Below are 18,834 nucleotides of genomic sequence, written 5' to 3' on the forward strand. Positions count from 1 at the left end.
CTAGCAATACAGTGCTTGAATTAAATCATAGCACTTTATTGGTGTTTCCTACTCGCTACGGGTTTTGGTTCGTTGCCTTGATAATACTGCTTTATTTATTGGGCACCAATTACCAAAATAATTTGATTTTACTGCTAGCTTACTTACTACTCAGCGTGTTTCTGCTGAGTATTTGGTTTGCCTGGCGAAACCTCGCAGGATTAAGTATTGAGGTTTCAGCGCCAGCAGCTGTGTATGCAGGTCAACAGCTCAGCATGCCATTCACCTTAAAACACCAGGCTTCCTACCAGGCTGTGTACTTTTCTATGAGGGCCGCCAGAACCAAAGTGAGTCAAGGGCAACAAGCAACCCTGCACTGGCCAGCATTGAAAAGAGGCCATTACCCAATCGATAGCGTGTTGGTGTATACAGAGTATCCGTTAGGGCTGATCCGTTGCTGGAGTTACTTGCCAGTTCAACTGCATTATTGGGTTTATCCTACGCCTACAGAGCCAACCGCCTTGTTACCAGGTGTCGACCCGAAATCGGATCACAATCAGTTAGCCCCTGAAGAGCTGCCCGATCAGTTAAAAGCTTATCAGCCAGGTGACTCCATTCGCCGCTTGCATTGGAAACGCCTTGCTCGCCAGCCTGACTCACCAGTGGTCAAAATATCCGAGCAACAACCTAAAGCAGATCCCCGTTGGTTACAGGTCCCTCCGCTGCATGGGGCTGCTCTAGAACAATGCCTATCGGAGGTGTGCTACCAGCTGCTTGAGCTGGAGGCAAAGCAAGTGAGTTATGGTCTGAAAACCCCTGCTGGAGATCTTCCCCTTGGTCAAGGTTCACTGCATCTGCAGCAATGCCTGCAAAGGCTGGCACTATGTTAAGCCAGCAACGCTTTTTTCTGTTAGCCCCAGCGCTACAACTGCTGCTTATCTTACTGCTGCTACCAGCATGGCAAGCATGGAGCCTTTCTATGCTATTGTTGCTAAATGGCATGGCCTGGTTACAAGCATACCAGAAACTCCCTGTGCTAAGCCTTCGCTTGGTCAATGTTATCGCTGCTATTTGTGTGATTATCCTGCTGCTGGCGATCCGACAGTTGGGCTCAATGCATTTTCTGATGCACATTTTACTGCTATCAGCTTTGCTGCGATTACTGGCGCTATCCAGGCAAAGTGAAGCCCGGCAACTGGTTTGGGTGCAGTACTTCATTTTAGGATGCAGTTTCTTATTTCATCAATCCATGGCCATGGCGGTGCTGATTTTTATAGCCACAGGCCTTAATTTATTGCTGCAATACCTCCTCTTTGCAGAACAATTGCCCGAACGCAAACAACTAGCCGCAGATAGTAAGTTCTTACTATTATTGCTGCCGCTATGGCTGGGTATGTTTGTTTTGTTCCCGCGACTATCCCCGCTATGGCAACTGCCCAGTTCCCAGCAAGCCATGACTGGGTTAGCTAATGAAATTGAGCCTGGAACTATTGAGCAGTTGGTGCAAAGCAATGCGACCGCCTTTCGCGTGCGATTCGATTCAAAGCTACCCGCTCAAGAAGAACGCTATTGGCGAGCCAAAGTATTTGAGCAGTTTGATGGTCGGCGTTGGTCGGTTCAGCAAAACTTTCATCGCACGGCCCGAACCAGTCGCTCAATCACCGAACCAGACCAGCTAGTACACTATCAGGTGATTGCTGAGCCTAGTTTTCAGCGCGCCGTATTTAGCCTGGGCCTGCCAACGAACTGGAGTCCGGAGCTGGAGCCCCTGGCTGCCGGATTGTTGCGTACCAATCGGCCTGTAAGCCAACGTATCAGCTATCAACTAAGCAGTGTACTGCAACCGATCCCTTTGACGGATGATAACGAACGGCGTTGGAATTTGCTGACCGGGAATCACAACCCTAGAAGTCAGGTTTTTGCTGATGAATTGCTGGATGAACACCCTGAGCCACACCAATTTGCCAACGCTTTGCTGGACCATTTCCGGCAGCAGAGTTTTTACTACACGTTAAATCCACCTCTGCTTGGGCGTCACAGTGTGGATGACTTTCTGTTTGAAAGCCAAGCCGGTTTTTGCAGTCATTATGCTTCTGCTACGGCCTTGTTGATGCGACAGGCTGGGATCCCAGCCCGCGTGGTTGGTGGTTACCTGGGTGGTGATTGGTATCCTGAGCAACAGTACTTACTGGTACGCCAGCGGGATGCACATGCCTGGGTGGAGTATTTGGTGGATGACCGTTGGTATCCGTTGGATCCCACTGCCGCCATTGCGCCGGAACGGGTACTTGATGGCCTGGACAGCGCTTTATCGCCAGACGATATGGCTCTGTTGGGCCGCTCCTTGTTTGGAGAGCTGCCATTGTTTGCTCAGCTGCGCTTACAGCTGTTGCACCTGGATTACTACTGGTCGGTCTGGGTGCTGGGTTTTAACCAGCAGCGCCAGGATGCTATTTGGCAGTCATTACGCAAGTTTTTTGCGAACTGGCAGCAATGGTTGCTGGCGTCACTGTTATTGTTCTTGCTGTTTCTGGCAGGGTTAGCAGGCTATTGCTGGCGGCATAGACAGCAATCGAGCCTTTCTGAACAACTACTCAAAGCCATCCCACGACTAAGCGCCAGAGCTCCTGAGCAAAGCCTTAACCAGGCATTGAAGTTATTGGCTAGCAGTAATGCAGCAGAACACGCTTTACTTCGGCAGGTGGATCACTTGTATGAGCTCAGTATTTTTGCTTCCGACAAGGCTGCAGAGCAAAAACTGACACGCTTATTAAAACAACACAAACGCAGGTTAAAACAGCTAAAGCCAATGAAGGGCAGTCAATGACTGCCCTTCCAGAATACACTTACCGGCGGATATCAGCTGCCGGGCCAGGCTGAATAGGTTCGGCTTTAAGCTCCGGAATGGGCTCGCGCTGGACTTTGCCCCGCAGATAATCGATAGCAAAGTTCAGCTGAGCGTCTTCCCCTCGGAAGGTAGCCACCGGCATATTACGCACCTCGTAATCCGGTGCTACACCATATCCTTCAATGATATAGCGACCATCCATAGCAAATTGAGGTGTTTCAGCCACCCGGGCAACACCGCGATCCGTCAGTAAGTTACGCCCGGTCAGCCAGACACCAGCCCCGGCCGTTCGCATGCCCACCAAAGGCCCCAGCTCCAGCACTTTGACGCCCGCAGCGAAGGTTTCACCGTCCGAGTAGGTGAGCTGATCGGTCAATACCACCAAATGACCACGAAATGCCTGTTGCATATTGGTGTAAGGCCCACCCTGAGTCGGTTGCCAGAATGCCCAGGCCCGACGCAACAGCTTTTCGATGATCCAACTGTCGATGTTACCACCACGATTTCGTCGTACATCAATGATCAAGCCATCTTTATCAACATTGGCATAAAACTCACGGGCAAAATTGGCAATGTCGTTTGGCCCCATCGCGTACAAGTGCAGATAACCAAACTGTCCTTCTGAGGCCGTTTGCACTTTAGCCGCATTGTTAAATACCCAGTCCTGATAACGCAACTGATGATCGCGTCCGGCATTGACCGGTACAGCTACCGTTTGCAGGCGACTATTGCCACGGCTTAAATCCAGCAACACCTGGCGGCCAACCTGGTTGCGCAGCTGCAACTGGACATCAGCTACCGTTTGCACCGACCGGCCATTAACGGCACGGATCAGATCGCCAACCCTTGCATTCACCCCAGGTTGCGCCAATGGCGCCGCCTGGGCTGGTAGCTCTGGATCGGTCCGGTAAATATGAGCAATACGCACACCATCTGCGGTCGTTTCTAGGCTGGCACCCAAACTTGCTGCGGCAGGTGTTGGCCGCTGCGCCGGATAATCGCCGCCCCGTACCTGGGAGTGCAGTGCGTCGAGCTCGCCCATCATCTGGGCCAGCACATCATCAAGTTCATGGCGGTCGGAAACCCGCTCTACCAGCGGCAGATAGCGTGTCTTGGTTTCCTGCCAATCTAAGCCACGCATGGCTTTATCGAATAAAAACTCACGCTGCATCAGCCAGGCATCACGGAACATCTGTTGCCATTCCTGCTTGGGATCCAGCGCCAGCTGCCATTGCCTGCTGTTCAGCAGTGCCGAGCTCAGATCGGATGGCTCTTTATCGCCGATATCCACCACATACATAGGGCCGGTGCCATTGGCTTGCTGCTTTCGCAAAAACAGCTGTTTGCCGTCGTGCGATACCCGGTAATCAGCAATAGCTGAACCGTAGTGCTCGATTTTTGCATCCCGGTTATCAATTTTAATCACCTTGAGATCCGGGGTGGAGCCAGCATCATAGCTCCACTCACGCACAAACAAACGCTGCTCGGTCACACTGAGCTGGGTGTAATTGCCAGCCGCTACCGGCACCTGCCATAAGCGTTGATTCAGCCCCTGCCAGTCGACCCGGCTAACCGCTGCCGCTCTGCGGCCACGCCGCGCTGGTTCTTCGCTGTTGATCTCAGCTACTGGCAACTCAGTCGGTGGTTGAAACGGAAAGGCTGCGCCCTGCTTCAGGCTAACGGCGAAAATCTCACTGCGCCGGTCAAACATCGGTCCCAGGTTGCGATCGCCCCAGGGATGGCCAGGGGTGGCTCTAAAATGACGGTTGGATAAAAAATACAGCCAGTTGCCATCCGGGCTAAACGCCGGAGAGAACGACTCATACTTGCTGCTGGTGATCAGTTGGTGTTTTTGTTCTGCCAGTGAATACAGCAGCACCTGGCTGCGCTGCTGACGGGTTTCCACATGGGTCAGCGCAATCAGCTGGCTGTCGTGCGACCAGACAATATCGGCAAAAGGCGCCAGACCCACACCACCGCTAAATGCCAGTTTATTCTCCAGCGTTTGAAGATTCAGCAACCAAAGATTACCAGCTTTATCATCATGCGCCAGCCAGTTGCCATCTGGTGATAAAGCCAGTTGCCAGCGAAAGCCATTGCCATCTTTGGTTAATTGCTTGGCTTCATCCCGGCCATCGGCAGCATAACGCCAGATCTCCAGCTCGCCGGTTTGGTCGCTGATAGCATACACCCATTTGCCATCCTGACTGAGGATGGCTTCCCGGATGCGGCTGTTGGCCGGGGTGGCAATGTCTACCAACCGTGCCGGCGATTTGGCGGCAATTGCCACCTTGCCACGCGCAGTAAGCACCACCTGATCACCAAAGCCAGCGTAATGCGCACTGGTCAGGTAATTCAGCGGCTGATCCAGCCAGCGCTCACGTTGATGCGGCCGGTCGGACTGAATGCTAAGCTCAAGCAGGCGATCCTCACCGCTTTGCAGATCCAGCAAATGAATATCGGCACCCAACTGATAGACAATTCGGCCCTGATTCAAATAAGCCTGACGAACCTGCCAATCCTGATGATGGCTATGTTGTTGCAAATCACTGCCATCGGTTTGCATCGACCAGATGTTCGGATTACCGCTGGCATCGCTGACAAAATACACTCGCCCTTGCCACAGCATGGGATTACGCACAGAGCCCTGGTGTCCGGCACTGAGCAATTCAGCTTCCTGGCCGGAGCCCAGCCGATAGCGCCATAACTCACCCATAGCCCCACCACGGTAGGTGCGGGCATTATCACCGGTGGCTTGCAGACCATGCTGCACAAAGTACAGCCACTCCCCGTCACTATCCAGTGCCCCTTCAATGGCATCTGCTACCGGTAAGGTTTCAGTTTTTAAGCTGGTGGGATCAACGGTTTTCAGCAGCCAGAAATTAGCCGGGCCAGCCACATGATCAGTGGCATACAGCAGTTGGCCATCTTTAGTCCAACCTTGCAGGCGCACCCGGCTGTTTTCAAAAGTAACCCGTTTGGCCACCCCACCATTGGCGGCTTTGACATAAAGCTCTGGGGTTTGTTCATAACTTGCGACAAAAGCCAGCCACTTGCCATCTGGCGATAACCGGGCCTGCGTTTCTTCGGTTGGATGCGTGGTGAGGCGATGACCGCGCAAGCTGGCTAAATCAGCCTGCCAGATATTGCCTTCAGACGTAAACAGCAGATTATCTTGCTGCAGTGAAGGCGAACGGAAATAGCTATCCGATGCCAGAGCGTTGGCACTGAATACAGAGGTAATGGCAAAAGCCAGCAGTGTCTTTTTGATCATGGTAGGTCTTGTTGTTAGCACAAAGTAGCATAACGCTATCAGAACTAAGGCAACAGAACCAGAATCAATGCGGCTAAATCAGGGTTTCTACGGTTGGATAGCAGGCTGAAACGGCATCCGTGCCGCTTCAGCATCAAGCTTACCGCAGCTCAGTGCGCAGCTTGCTGACACAAGCCTTGGCTTTATCGATGGCGGCTTTGGTACTGTCGTCAAGCGCTAGCGCTACGCCCATACGGCGCTTACCCTGCACTTCCGGTTTGCCGAACAGTCGTATCTCGGTATCCGGCACCGCCAGCGCATCCGCCAGCCCCTGATAACGGATATCGGCGCTTTGGCCTTCGACCAGGAGCACAGCCGATGCCGCTGGTCCGTACTGGCGAATTTGTGGAATAGGTAAGCCTAAAATCGCACGGGCATGCAGTGCAAATTCGCTGTATTGCTGCGAAATCAAAGTCACCAAACCGGTATCGTGTGGCCGGGGGGAGACTTCGCTAAACCAAACGTCATCGCCTTTGATAAAGAGCTCCACGCCAAAGATCCCGGCACCACTCAGTGCTTGCACCACCTGACGGGCAAATTGCTGGGATTTTTCCAAAGCGGCCGCTGACATCGCCTGTGGCTGCCAGCTTTCGCGGTAATCACCATCTTCCTGGCGGTGGCCTATCGGCGCACAGAACTGAATGCCCTGCGCCGATTGCACGGTTAGCAAGGTGATTTCGTAATCAAAATCAATGAAACCTTCCACTATCACATGGCCCTTACCGGCGCGACCGCCTTCCTGAGCATAAGCCCAGGCTGCAGCCAAATCGTCGGCGCTTTTCAGCACCGTCTGGCCTTTACCAGAGGACGACATAATGGGCTTAACCACACAAGGGTAGCCAATGGCAGCCACCGCCGCTTCAAAGCTGGCTTTATCCTGCGCAAACTGATAGCTCGAGGTAGGCAGCTGCAATTCTTCGGCCGCCAGCCGGCGAATGCCTTCACGGTTCATGGTTAAATTAGCTGCCCGGGCACTGGGTACCACAGTAAAACCGGCCTGCTCCAGCTCCAGCAGCTCAGTGGTGGCTATGGCCTCTAACTCGGGCACGATAAAGGTTGGCTTTTCTTTGATCACCAACTGACGCAGCGCTGCATTGTTTAGCATCGAAATCACCACTGCTTTGTCGGCGACCTGCATGGCCGGCGCATTGGGGTAGCGATCCACCGCAATCACTTCACAGCCATAACGTTTTAATTCAATGCACAGCTCTTTGCCCAGCTCACCGCTGCCCAGCAACAAGACCTTGGTGGCACTGCTGCTACCAGGAGTTCCGATGGTTGTACTCATTATTTGATCCTCGTCATTGGCCGGCCCTGCTCGCTCCATAACACATGGAAAGTTTTACCTTTGGGCTGATCGGTACGCTCAAAGGTATGAGCACCAAAGAAGTCACGCTGGCCTTGCAACAAGTTGGCTGGCAGTACTGCTGTGCGATAAGCATCGTAATAACTCAGCGCTGAGCTGAGCGCCGGTACAGGAATGCCGGCCAGGGTGGCATTGGCTACGGCCTGGCGCCAGTGCTGCTGAAAACCGGAGATTTGTTTGGCGAAGAATGGGTCGACCAGCAGGTTGGCCAGTTCTTCATTGCGCTGATAAGCTTCGGTAATGGACTGCAAAAAGACCGCACGGATAATACAACCGGCCCGCCAGATCTTGGCGATTTCAGCAAAGTTAAGCTCCCAGCCCTGCTCTGCCGCCGCGGTTTTCATCAGATGAAAGCCCTGTGCATAAACACAGACCTTGGCGCAATACAGCGCATCATGCAAAGCAGCTACCGTCGCTTGTTTTTGCGCGTCATCCAGCAACTGCGGGCTTGGACCGGCCAGCACGCTGGAGGCTTTTACCCGCTCCGCTTTTAGTGCGGATAATGAGCGGGCATAGACCGCTTCGGCAATACTTGGCGCCGGACTGCCCAGTTGCAAGCTGCTGACCGCAGTCCACAGGCCGGTGCCCTTTTGGCCGGCTTTATCCAAAATCACATCGACCAACGGCAAGCCAGTGTCTGAATCGGCGGTGGCCAGCACCTCAGCGCTGATTTCCATCAGGTAGCTGTTTAAAATACCTTCATTCCACTGCTTAAAAACGCCGGCGATTTCCAACGGGTTCATATCCAGTTGGTCGCGCATCACCTGATAGGCTTCGCAAATCAGCTGCATATCGGCATATTCAATGCCATTGTGCACCATCTTAACGTAATGGCCCGAGCCGGTTGGGCCTATGTAAGTGGCACAAGGCTCACCTTCGGTGACCGGCTTACCGGGTATTTTACGTTCAATCGGCTTACCACTGGCAGGATCGACCTTGGCAGCAATGGCCTGCCAGACTGGCTTAATGCGGGTCCAGGCATAGGGATCGCCACTTGGCATCAGGGAGGGGCCAAAACGGGCGCCCTCTTCTCCGCCAGAAACCGCAGTACTAAAGAAAATAAACTTGCCTTCGTAGGACTTTTCCCGCTCGACCGTATCGGTCCACAGGCTGTTGCCGGTATCCACCACGATGTCATCGGCCTGAATGCCGGCATCAATCAGCTTATGGCAAATATCATCCACCGGTTTTCCGGCGGGCACCGACAACACAATCAGGTGCGGCGCTTTTAAAAGGCCAAGCAATTCGGTGTAGGAACTGCAGGCAATGACCCGGGCGGGCTGATCACCACGCTCAGAGGCATCTTGCGCCAACACAGCGTCCAGACGCTGACGGTCCAGATCAAAAGCAGCCACTCGATAGCCATTATCGGCCAGATTGAGGATAAGGTTTTTGCCCATAACACCGGCGCCAACAAAGCCGATATCGCAGTGACGAATGGGGTCTGACATGAAGAGTCCTATTTCAGCCGAAGAAATCGGCGCGAAGTATACCAAGTTCGCGCCATAATTGCAGTCTTCGTCTTACCCGCATCTGATAACAGATGCCTGTTCTGGCGAACTCCTGACGGTAAATGATGCCATCATGCTGCCACAACCTGCTGCTATACGATCAAGAAGGCGGATCGATCTTGCTTTTTTGAACTACGGCCCCCAAAGCCATTGAACGCATAGTCGTTTACCGATCCGCAAGGGCCATTACTGCTCCCAGGTTCCCATCATCAATTGACAACCATTTTGCGAGCTTTCAAGCAGCTGGGCATCGCGATTGTAATAATAAAAACTCACCACACCGCCGCCCACATCTTTGCATTTTGCCTGAGGGTTGGCAGGGCAAGCCGTCATATAGGTAATATCGGCCTGGTATTGATCGTCGTTAAGAGGGTTACTCATACTCTGACACATCTCTTGAAACTGCGCAGTCGAGATGCTGCCGTTTTCAATACAATCATTGATCACAATTCGCTGATCCAACATTTTAAAATCGCCCTCCAACAAGCAAGCCCTTTCGCTGGCAAATGCCGACGTCATAGACAAACTCCCGAGGCTGACAGCAAGTAATAAAGCACCTTGTAACAGTTTCATGAAACATCCTTATTAATAAGCAGAGATACTCATTTCGCGCTTTGATCTAATATTTAGGGCTGATTGGTTGTTTTGACTCAGGAGCATACTGTATTTGATTTGCGCTACAGACACCAGCAGATCACCACCATTTTTAACGTCAAGATAACTTTCATTGGTATATACAGAGAGTTTATTATGATATAAACATCAAATGTAATAAAACTTTGACGCTTTTATTGTTAAGCTCAGCATCCATTTTTAAAATAGGAAGCTGGGTACTAAAATCGGTCGTGGCCCAGCAAGCACGCTGAAAAAAATGGCTTTATGATGAGACTGTGGCAACACTTACCCGGCTGGCAGCAATTGCCACAACGAGATACTAAAAGCCGGTTGCTGGTAGTCGCTGTGTTGACGGTTTTCTGGTTGCAGCATCCCTTTATCCACGGCGGTGTCAAACAACAACTGCCAATCGCCATCCGGCAATGCAACCTTCTGCTGATGCTGTGCGGCATTAAAGACAAACAGCAAGCTGGCACCATCGCGGGTATTGCGGATACTGAACAAACAGCAAAGCCGCTCGGGATCATGCCAGTCGTGGCTTTGTTTCAGCTCCCCCGTTGGCAAATACCACTGCACCTGATGCTTATCGCCATGCAACTGATACTGCTCATCCAGCAAGGACAATTGCTGCAAACAAGGGTAACGCTTACGCAGTGCCATCAGTTGCTGCACAAACTGCAGAAAATCCTTGCTGTCACTATCCAGTTGCCAGTTCAGCCAGCTGATGTCGTTGTCCTGGCAGTAGGCATTGTTGTTGCCACGCTGACTATGGCTCAGCTCATCACCACCCAGCCAATGGATGATGCCCTGGCTCAGTAACAAGGTCGCGGCCAGATTTCGTTTGTGCTGGTAGCGCCTGGCGGTCACTTTGGCATCGCGGCTTGGCCCTTCCACTCCGTGGTTGTAACTGAGATTATGGCCATGGCCATCCTTGTTTTCTTCGCCATTTAGCCAGTTGTGCTTCTGCTCATAACTGACCAGATCCTGCAGGGTAAAGCCATCGTGGTAACACAGATAATTCACGCTGCAACTGGCCGGCATCCGATGCTTTTGAAAGATATCACGCGAACCGAGCAAGCGGGTGGTAAATTCGGCCAGACTGCCTTTGTGCCCCAACCAAAAAGACCGGAAGCTGTCACGGCACTTATCGTTCAACTCGGCCCAGTTGGCCGGAAACTGGCCTAAGTGGTAGCCAAAGGGCCCAACATCCCAGGGCTCGGCAATCAGCTTGGCTTCGCTTAGCACCGGGTCTTGCGCAATAATTTGAAAAAAAGCGGCATAGGGGTTAAAGCGTTTGTGCTCGCGGCCCAGGGTCACGGCAAGATCAAACCGAAAGCCATCCACCTGCATCTCGCTCAGCCAGTAACGCAGCGCATCCATCACCAGTTTCTGCATCACCGGCTGAGCCACATTCAGCGTATTGCCGCAGCCAGTAAAGTTACAATAGCTCTGATAATCGGTGATATCGGCATGGTTATGAAACAAGTAATACTGCCGGTTGGCCAGGCCGCGAAAGCTCAGCACCGGGCCATCGTCACCGGCCTCTGCACTGTGGTTAAACACCACATCCAGAATGACTTCGATGCCATGCTGATGGAAGGTGCGCACCATGGTTTTAAATTCGCTGACCGCATCTTCCAGCTGGTAGCGTGGATCGGGTGCAAAAAAATTGACCGGATTGTAGCCCCAGTAATTGCTCAGTTGCATGGCTTCGAGCCTGGGTTCACTCATAAAACTGGCCACCGGCAACAGCTGAATACTGGTGATACCAAGTTGCTGTAAGTGTTTGATAATAGCCGGGTGACATAAACCAAGATAGGTTCCGCGTAACTTTTCCGGCACCTCCGGATGCAGCATGGTTAAGCCTTTGACATGAGCTTCGTAGATGATGGTTTGTTCGGCCGGGATCTGCGGCTTAGCAACGCCTTGCCAGTCAAAGTCATGGCGTGCCAGCACCCCTTTGCTGATAAATAACGGGCTTTTTTGCTGATACAAATGCGACTGAAAACGCTGGGGCCGGTTCAGCCGCTTGCAGTAGGGATCAATCAGCAAGCGCTCGGCATCAAAGCGCACACCTAACAAAGAATTGTCTTCTCCTGCTGCAGACAGCGCATACAAAGCCCCATCCGGAATGCCAGCAACCGCCAGATGCCAGATGTCACCGGTGCGGCCTTGAAAAACCAGCTCAGCAATCGGCTCTTCGGTGTCGGGTTGAAATAACCAAAGATGAAGCGCCTTGGCATCGGGTGCATAGACAGCAAAATTCCAGTCGCCACTTGCCAATTGAGAAGGCCCCAAGGGTTTGGGCTGGCCAACCTGACTTTTTAGCAAGGGTACTTGCAATCCCATCATCAACTCCGGCGTCGCAGGTAAAGGGTGGATAAAGGCGGTAAGTCGAGCACCAGACTGGCGGCCTGGCCCTGGTGGGGTTGCGTCTTCGCCTGTAAAACGGTACCGACATCAAAATTACTACCCCAATAATAGCTGCTGTCGGTATTTAGGATCACTTCAAAGTCTCCTTGCTGGTCTACCCCTAACCGATACTGGTTACGCGGAATTGGTGTAAAGTTCGAGACCACATAAATACGTTCACCTGAGGCATCCTCACGGTAAAAGCTTAGCACCGAATGCTCGGCATCGTTGTGATCCAGCCAGCCAAAGCCCCGATTGTCGTAATCCAACTCGTACAAAGGCGCACAGCGGCGGTAACTGAGGTTCAAATCGCGGAACAGTTGCTGAATGCCGCGATGCTTGTCGTAATCGAGCAGGTGCCAATCCAGACTGCGTTGATGGCTCCATTCGGCAGCCTGCGCGAACTCCATGCCCATAAAGTGCAGTTTTTTGCCCGGGTGAGCAAACATATAGGCAATATAGGCTCGCAGGTTAGCCGCTTGTTGCCACTCATCACCCGGCATTTTGTGCAACAAGCTGCCTTTACCGTGCACCACTTCATCGTGCGACAGCGACAGCACGAAGTTTTCGTTGTAGTGATACACCATGGCAAAGGTCAGATCGTTGTGATGGAACTTGCGATAAGCAGGATCTTTACTGATATAACGCAGGCTGTCGTTCATCCAGCCCATGTTCCATTTAAAGCCAAAGCCGAGGCCGCCCTGATCGACCGGTTTGGATACCCCGGCAAAAGAGGTTGACTCTTCCGCAATGGTAATGGCATGCGGGAACTGGCGGTAGACTTCGGTATTGAGCCATTGCAGCAAACTAATAGCTTCGTAGTTGTGATTGCCACCATCCACGTTCGGTACCCACTCGCCCGCTTTGCGCGAATAATCCCAGTACAGCATGGATGCCACGGCATCGACGCGCAGGCCATCGATATGAAAATGCTCCAGCCAGTACAAAGCACTGGCCACCAAAAAATGCCGGACGGTGTCTTTGCCAAAATCGTAGATGCAGGAATTCCAATCCGGGTGCCAGCCACGACGAGGATCTTCGTATTCATAGAGCGCGCTGCCATCAAACCGGGCCAGGCCGTGGCCATCGTCCGGAAAATGCGCCGGCACCCAGTCAAGGATCACGCCGATACCGGCCTGATGGCAGGCGTCTACCAGAGCTTTGAATTCGTCTGGGCTGCCAAAACGCGAGCTGGGCGCAAACAAGCCCACTGGCTGATAACCCCAGGAGCCATCAAAGGGATGTTCCATCACCGGCAGCAGCTCAATGTGGGTGTAGCCCATATCCAGCAAATACGGGATCAGTTGCTCTTTTAATTCGAGGTAACTGAGCGGCTCGTTGTTGTCTTTGCGCCGCCATGAGCCCAAATGCAGCTCGTAAATGCTCATTGGTGCCTGATAAGGCGGTACTTGCTTGCGGTCTTGCCAGGCCTGATCCTGCCACTGATAACGGCTGTGATCATACACCTGAGACGCATGGGATGGGTACTGATCGGCCAAAAACCCGACAGGATCGGCTTTGTGTGGCAGCAGATGCCCCTGACTATCTTTAATTTCAAACTTATACCGCACCCCAGCGGCAACCTCCGGCATCACCAATACCCAATGGCCACAGTCGGTTTTTTGCATCGGGTGGCAACGACCATCCCAATCGTTCATATCGCCAATCAGACTGACACTGCTGGCATTGGGCGCATAGACGGCAAAGCGGGTTGCTTTCAGACGGCTTTTCCCCAGATCCAGCTCAATCAGTTGCGCACCAAGCTGCCGGTAGAGATTTTCTGGCTGACTGTGAACAAAATGCACCGCGTGGTAGGCTTCCTGCTGGAACTGGTAAGGGTCGACCAGACGGTACTGATGCTTGCCCTGGGTTACCAGCAACTGATACGGCGTGGTTTTACGTTTGCGCGGTAGCTCTAAGCTAAAGAGCCCTACCACCGCGGCATCCGGCTGACAAACGCCCAGGGATTTACCCGAAGCTAAATCCAGTACTTCCACCTGCTCTGCCTTTGGCAGATAGCAGCGAACAAGCCAGCCTTTTTGCTGGCCTTGCTCTTTATTTGGCTGCCCGTTGGGCTGCCAACCCAGTAAAGAAAATGGTTGTGCACAACGTACTGCTGTTAAGTCTAGCGCCTGAGTCATCCTGCTTCCTTTTTCGTTATCCGTTATTCGTATGCTTTACTGTTCATGCTCTAGTGATCATGGTTTACTGATAAAGCCAGTCACGCCGGGCCTGGCTAAGTTGTTGCATCAACGCCAGTTGCTCAGGCTGCCCGGCCAATTGTTCGAGTGTCTGGCTTAGCTTACGCCGCCAGTTCGGGTACTCGTCGCTGGTACCCGGCACATTCACCGGCTGGGTCATCTGCATCCAGTCTTCCAGCTGCAAACACAGCAACTGGCTCTGTCCTTTCGCCAAATGTAACTGCAAAGCGCGGGCCAATACCGGCTCCATTCCCACTTGTTCCACCTGCCTTGGATAATCCTGTGGTAAGGCACCATGGCCGTGCAGGGAGTCCAGGATACGTTGCTTGTTGCGGTGACGCTGCTCAAACAATTGCTGCAATTGAGCCGCATCCGGATACAAACCAAGCTGCTCGCCCAGCTTTAAATCGTCGCAATGCCAAAAGCCGATTAAGGTTGGCAAGTCATGGGTACAGAGTGTAGCCATAGCCTGCAACGGGTAATGGCCCGGTGAAATAAAACCACCATCTTCGGCCTGTTCAAAGAAAAACACCCGGTACGAATACACACCGTGCTCTTGCAACAAATCACGAATGCCATCCGGCACTGTGCCAAGGTCCTCGCCTATCACCAACACCTGATTGCGCTGACTTTCCAGTGCCAGAATGCCCAGCAAGTCCATAATCGGATAATAAAGATAAGCTCCACCCCGCGCATCGTCTGCGGTCTTGGGTACCCACCAGAGTCGCAGTAAGGCCATCACATGATCGATACGCAGTGCACCAGCATGTTGCATATTGCTGCGTAACAGGTCAATAAAAGGCTGGTAGCCTTGCTGAAACAGCTGCAAGGGCGACATCGGTGGCAAGCCCCAGTTCTGCCCCTGAGGGCCCAGAGGATCCGGCGGGGCGCCGATACTGGCAGCCCGACAGTACAAATCCGGGTTGGCCCAAATGTCCATCGACGCTTCGCTGACCCCAACCGCCAGATCGCGGTAAATGCCCAGCAACATACCATGCACTTTCGCGGTTTGCTGGGCTGCGGCTAACTGACGATCGCCACAGAACTGCAGGTAACAGTGCATATCCAGCTCATCAGCATGCTGTTGGGCAAAGGCTTTGCTAGCAGCAGAGGTTGGATCTTTGTAGTCATCCGGCCAGTTTGGCCAGCCCCAGTAGCTGCTATCTTCTGCATACAAATAGGCATGCAAGGCATCGTACAAGGCTTGCAGGCGTAAGCTATCGCCACCTGCTTGCTTAAAGGCGGTAAAAGCGGCTTGTTCATCCGCGCTGGCATGCGCCAGGAACCATTGATACGAAGCGCGCATCACCGGCTGTTTTAACTGCATGACTGCGCTGTAATCGACCCAGTCGCGACCGCGCTGTTCGCTCAGCTGCTGTTTAAAAGCGGGCGCATTGACCAATTGCTGGCATTCCGCCGAGGCGGCAAAGCCCGGCAGAGCGGTGACATCAAGATAAATGCAATTAAGCCAGCGCCGGGAAGAAGGACTGTAGGGACTGGCGTGCTCCGGCATAGCCGGGTACAGCGCATGAATAGGATTGAGGCCAACAAAGTCTGCACCCTGCCCGGCCAGCAATTGCAGCAGCTGCTGCAAATCGCCAAAATCGCCAATGCCCCAGTTGCGCTCTGAGCGCAAACCATACAGCTGCACACTGACACCCCATTGCTTTTTATCAGCAAAAGCGGCTGGCTGAAAACAACGGGCCGGTGTCACAATGAGCGACTGCTCGCACTTCACCGCTGCGGGGCTGGTCACCCGCAGCCGGTGGTAGCCTGGTTCAAGGTGGACCGAGATGGCATGCTGGTACAGATGGTATTCCTGCTCATCCTGCTGATAAACCTGTAGCAGCTCGCCGTCGACCGGGATGAACGAAAAACGATGCTGCTTGCCCGCTTCAGTGATGAGATTCAGTTTCAGTACTTCATTGGCCAGCGACAGCGGCACACGCAACTCCAGATGCAGTGGCTGATCTTGCTGTTGCACCGAGACCGGTAATAAAAGTTGTTGCCACAGTGCTTGCTGTTGTTGCTGCAAACTCTGGCTCAGGCTTGCTTCATCCGTGGTATCAAAGCCTTGTGCAGCCAGTAAGGCCAACAGATTGTTTTCACTTACATGTTGCAACTGGCCATAGGCATCGGTGTAACTGGCTTCAATGCCGGCAAATTCCAAAGCCTGTTGTACGAGCGCTTTATTCATGGCGTCCTTCCTGCTTATTTTCTTTGCTATGCTGAGAATACTCTGAATTCAGGCTTTTTGCGTTATTTAATTACAAGAATTCGTATGCAACTGCATTTACCGCTTGAATATTTCGCCAAATAATGTAATTTTACTACAAAATAACGTTTAACCAAGGGGTGTTCTATGACCATTCGTGTTGCTATTAACGGTTTTGGCCGTATCGGCCGTAATATTTTACGGGCTCTGTATGAAACGAATAAGTCGTACGACATAAAAATTGTCGCAATCAATGATTTAGGCGATGCCGCCATTAATGCGCACTTACTGAAGTATGACACAGCTCATGGTATTTTTCCGGCTCAGGTTGAACATTCTGACAGCGCTATTTTCGTTAATAAAGATGAAATCCGCACTTTAAGCGAGCGTAACCCGGCCAACTTACCATGGAAAGAGCTGCAGGTAGACGTGGTGCTGGAATGTACCGGCCTGTTCACTGATCGCAAAAGCGCTGGCGCCCACCTGGAAGCCGGTGCCAAAAAAGTCATTATTTCCGCCCCGGCAAAAGATGTGGACGCCACCATTGTTTATGGCGTGAACCACGACATTATCACAGCGGATATGACCATTATCTCCAATGCCTCTTGCACCACCAACTGCCTGGCCCCTATTGCCAAGCCGCTGAACGATGCTCTCGGCATTGAGTCCGGCCTGATGACCACCATTCATGCCTACACCAACGATCAGCGTTTAAGCGATGTGTACCACACCGATGTGCGCCGCGCCCGCGCTGCGGCTATGTCGATGATCCCGACCAAAACCGGCGCCGCCGCAGCCGTTGGTTTGGTGGTGCCAGAGCTGCAGGGTAAGTTCGATGGCCTGGCGGTACGGGTTCCTACCCTGAACGTCTCGCTGGTGGATTTATGCTTTATCGCCGGACGCAACACCAGCGTCGATGAAGTCAACGATATCATTCGCAAGGCTGCTGCAATGTCGCCACTGAACGAAGCGCTGGCGGTGAACGATCTGCCGCTGGTGTCAGTCGACTTTAACCACAACCCAATGTCGTCCATCTTTGATGCCAGCGAAACCCGGGTCAATGGCCGTCTTGTCAAAGTGATGTCCTGGTACGACAATGAGTGGGGCTTTAGCAACCGCATGCTGGACAACACCGTCCAGATGATGAAGTAACAGCGCCACCCTGATGCCAAGCAGCATCCGGCAACAATCTGGTTTTGCCCATCTTGACGAGCTGCCTTGCTGGCAGCTGCGTTTTGGTGAGGCCAGTGCGGTGATTACCAGCTATGGTGCTCAGGTTCTGTCCTACCAGCCAAGCCCTGGCGATGAGCTGTTATGGCTATCGCCCCAGGCAAACTGGCAACAACAAGCCATTCGTGGTGGCATTCCGCTGTGCTGGCCCTGGTTCGGGCCGGCCGATCCCGCGGTCATTCCTGACGCTGCTTCACAGCCAGCGCATGGCTTTGCCCGAACCCGGCACTGGCAACTGCTGCAACACCAGTGCAGCGAAACCTTCGCTTCACTCACCCTGCACTGCATCTTTGCGGACTTACCGCATGTCACTGCCCCAACCGAGCTGCAACTTGACGTTCGTCTAAGCAACGATGCGCTGCAGGTGACGCTCCGTTGTGAGCAACCACTGCCGCAACAGGCGGCTTTGCACAGTTATTTTCGCCTCCATCAGCTGAAGCAACTCAGTGTCAGCGGGCTTGGCAGTCATTATCTGGATAAAGTCAGCCAGCAAGAGCACAAAGATGGCCGTGAGCCGGCCCGGCTGGAGGGTGAAACCGATCGCATCTATCTGCAAGCTGGATCAGAGCTGTTGCTACAGGATGCTGACCACGCGGTTTATTTGCAGCAATCAGGCCATGACAGCTCGGTGCTGTGGAATCCCGCTGCAGCCAAAAGTCGTGCTTTAAAAGACGTAGCGGATAACGGCTATCAAGAATTTGTCTGTGTAGAAACGGCCCGGCTCAACTGGCAAACGGCTCCTTTGCTGCTCACACAAATTATTTCTCGTCGCCCAGGAAGCCACGGTTAACGCCAGCTACTTTGAAATAGCTCCGTAATCAGCTGTTCACGACCATCCGTATAGTGAATGTGCAGCTGCAATTGCCACTTCATAGCAGGATCGGTACAGGCCCCCAGTAAAAACTCTGCCTGCCATAAGGTTGCTTCAATTTGACGAAACCGAATAGGCACCCGCCCCATGTACATGGAAACACCCGTCACCTCGGCGGTGATGGCAGCAATAGCTTCCACCGATTGCAGCTTTAAAGTAAGAATTGATTCGACAGGAATGCTGGCAGGGCTTATCGACAGCTGCTTTGCTGTGCTATCATAGAGCAAAAGCTCGGATTGATCAGTCACTTGCGCTGGTTGGCAGCCTATTGCA

At 52.8% G+C, this 18,834-nt stretch carries 12 protein-coding genes; 4 read left to right on the forward strand and 8 right to left on the reverse strand.

All coding sequences use genetic code 11. From position 1 onward, the window contains the following. The first annotated feature begins 254 nt into the window (after positions 1-254). Together JJU14_RS03690 and JJU14_RS03695 are read left to right on the forward strand one after the other, a co-directional pair. Entirely contained in the window at positions 255-869 is a 615-nt protein-coding gene (locus JJU14_RS03690; protein WP_228611254.1) for a DUF58 domain-containing protein, read from the forward strand. After that, complete coding sequence (locus JJU14_RS03695) at positions 863-2,806, forward strand: DUF3488 and transglutaminase-like domain-containing protein (RefSeq protein WP_228611255.1); 1,944 nt, start codon at positions 863-865, stop codon at positions 2,804-2,806. The genes JJU14_RS03690 and JJU14_RS03695 overlap by 7 nt, the downstream gene beginning before the upstream one ends. A 19-nt stretch (positions 2,807-2,825) precedes the next feature. On the opposite strand, the gene JJU14_RS03700 is transcribed toward JJU14_RS03695, so the two are convergent. From JJU14_RS03700 to malQ, 7 genes are all read right to left on the reverse strand, one after another. Then, positions 2,826-6,101 (reverse strand): S41 family peptidase, encoded by a 3,276-nt coding sequence (locus JJU14_RS03700; protein WP_228611256.1) that lies wholly within the window; start codon positions 6,099-6,101, stop codon positions 2,826-2,828. Between the two features lie 139 nt (positions 6,102-6,240). After that, entirely contained in the window at positions 6,241-7,428 is a 1,188-nt protein-coding gene (gene purT, locus JJU14_RS03705) for a formate-dependent phosphoribosylglycinamide formyltransferase (protein WP_228611257.1), read from the reverse strand. Beyond that, positions 7,428-8,957: an NADP-dependent phosphogluconate dehydrogenase gene (gene gndA, locus JJU14_RS03710; protein ID WP_228611258.1), complete on the reverse strand. Its 1,530-nt coding sequence runs from the start codon at positions 8,955-8,957 to the stop codon at positions 7,428-7,430. The genes purT and gndA overlap by 1 nt, the downstream gene beginning before the upstream one ends. Before the next feature lie 246 nt (positions 8,958-9,203). Next, positions 9,204-9,590, reverse strand: coding sequence for a hypothetical protein (locus JJU14_RS03715; RefSeq protein WP_228611259.1), 387 nt, complete (start codon positions 9,588-9,590; stop codon positions 9,204-9,206). Between the two features lie 327 nt (positions 9,591-9,917). Beyond that, positions 9,918-11,981 (reverse strand): glycogen debranching protein GlgX, encoded by a 2,064-nt coding sequence (glgX, locus tag JJU14_RS03720; RefSeq protein ID WP_228611260.1) that lies wholly within the window; start codon positions 11,979-11,981, stop codon positions 9,918-9,920. 2 nt (positions 11,982-11,983) lie between these two features. Further along, positions 11,984-14,185, reverse strand: a complete 2,202-nt coding sequence (gene glgB, locus JJU14_RS03725; RefSeq protein WP_228611261.1) for a 1,4-alpha-glucan branching protein GlgB — start codon at positions 14,183-14,185, stop codon at positions 11,984-11,986. A gap of 64 nt (positions 14,186-14,249) precedes the next feature. Continuing rightward, positions 14,250-16,442, reverse strand: a complete 2,193-nt coding sequence (gene malQ / locus JJU14_RS03730) for a 4-alpha-glucanotransferase (protein WP_228611262.1) — start codon at positions 16,440-16,442, stop codon at positions 14,250-14,252. A 165-nt stretch (positions 16,443-16,607) separates the two neighbouring features. Here malQ and gap point away from each other — a divergent pair, with 165 nt between their 5' ends. Both gap and JJU14_RS03740 read left to right on the forward strand, forming a co-directional pair. Further along, a complete protein-coding gene (gene gap / locus JJU14_RS03735; protein WP_228611263.1) occupies positions 16,608-17,612 on the forward strand; it encodes a type I glyceraldehyde-3-phosphate dehydrogenase in 1,005 nt (334 codons plus the stop codon). 13 nt (positions 17,613-17,625) lie between these two features. Then, positions 17,626-18,480 (forward strand): D-hexose-6-phosphate mutarotase, encoded by an 855-nt coding sequence (locus JJU14_RS03740; protein ID WP_228611264.1) that lies wholly within the window; start codon positions 17,626-17,628, stop codon positions 18,478-18,480. Here JJU14_RS03740 and JJU14_RS03745 read toward each other — a convergent pair. Then, positions 18,477-18,809 (reverse strand): hypothetical protein, encoded by a 333-nt coding sequence (locus JJU14_RS03745; RefSeq protein ID WP_228611265.1) that lies wholly within the window; start codon positions 18,807-18,809, stop codon positions 18,477-18,479. The two genes, JJU14_RS03740 and JJU14_RS03745, sit on opposite strands and share 4 nt — an antisense overlap. Positions 18,810-18,834: the final 25 nt, after the last annotated feature.

The organism is Alkalimonas sp. (genome assembly GCF_020831925.1).
GTDB lineage: Bacteria > Pseudomonadota > Gammaproteobacteria > Enterobacterales > Alteromonadaceae > Alkalimonas.

Excerpts from the sequence above, each read along its gene's own strand:
- malQ (WP_228611262.1), bottom strand. The coding sequence starts at position 16,442 with ATGAATAAAGCGCTCGTACAACAGGCTTTGGAATTTGCCGGCATTGAA.
- JJU14_RS03690 (WP_228611254.1), top strand. The coding sequence starts at position 255 with ATGCCATTCACCTTAAAACACCAGGCTTCCTACCAGGCTGTGTACTTT.
- gap (WP_228611263.1), top strand. The coding sequence starts at position 16,608 with ATGACCATTCGTGTTGCTATTAACGGTTTTGGCCGTATCGGCCGTAAT.
- gndA (WP_228611258.1), bottom strand. The coding sequence starts at position 8,957 with ATGTCAGACCCCATTCGTCACTGCGATATCGGCTTTGTTGGCGCCGGT.
- glgX (WP_228611260.1), bottom strand. The coding sequence starts at position 11,981 with ATGGGATTGCAAGTACCCTTGCTAAAAAGTCAGGTTGGCCAGCCCAAA.
- JJU14_RS03695 (WP_228611255.1), top strand. The coding sequence starts at position 863 with ATGTTAAGCCAGCAACGCTTTTTTCTGTTAGCCCCAGCGCTACAACTG.
- JJU14_RS03700 (WP_228611256.1), bottom strand. The coding sequence starts at position 6,101 with ATGATCAAAAAGACACTGCTGGCTTTTGCCATTACCTCTGTATTCAGT.
- glgB (WP_228611261.1), bottom strand. The coding sequence starts at position 14,185 with ATGACTCAGGCGCTAGACTTAACAGCAGTACGTTGTGCACAACCATTT.
- JJU14_RS03715 (WP_228611259.1), bottom strand. The coding sequence starts at position 9,590 with ATGAAACTGTTACAAGGTGCTTTATTACTTGCTGTCAGCCTCGGGAGT.
- JJU14_RS03740 (WP_228611264.1), top strand. The coding sequence starts at position 17,626 with ATGCCAAGCAGCATCCGGCAACAATCTGGTTTTGCCCATCTTGACGAG.
- purT (WP_228611257.1), bottom strand. The coding sequence starts at position 7,428 with ATGAGTACAACCATCGGAACTCCTGGTAGCAGCAGTGCCACCAAGGTC.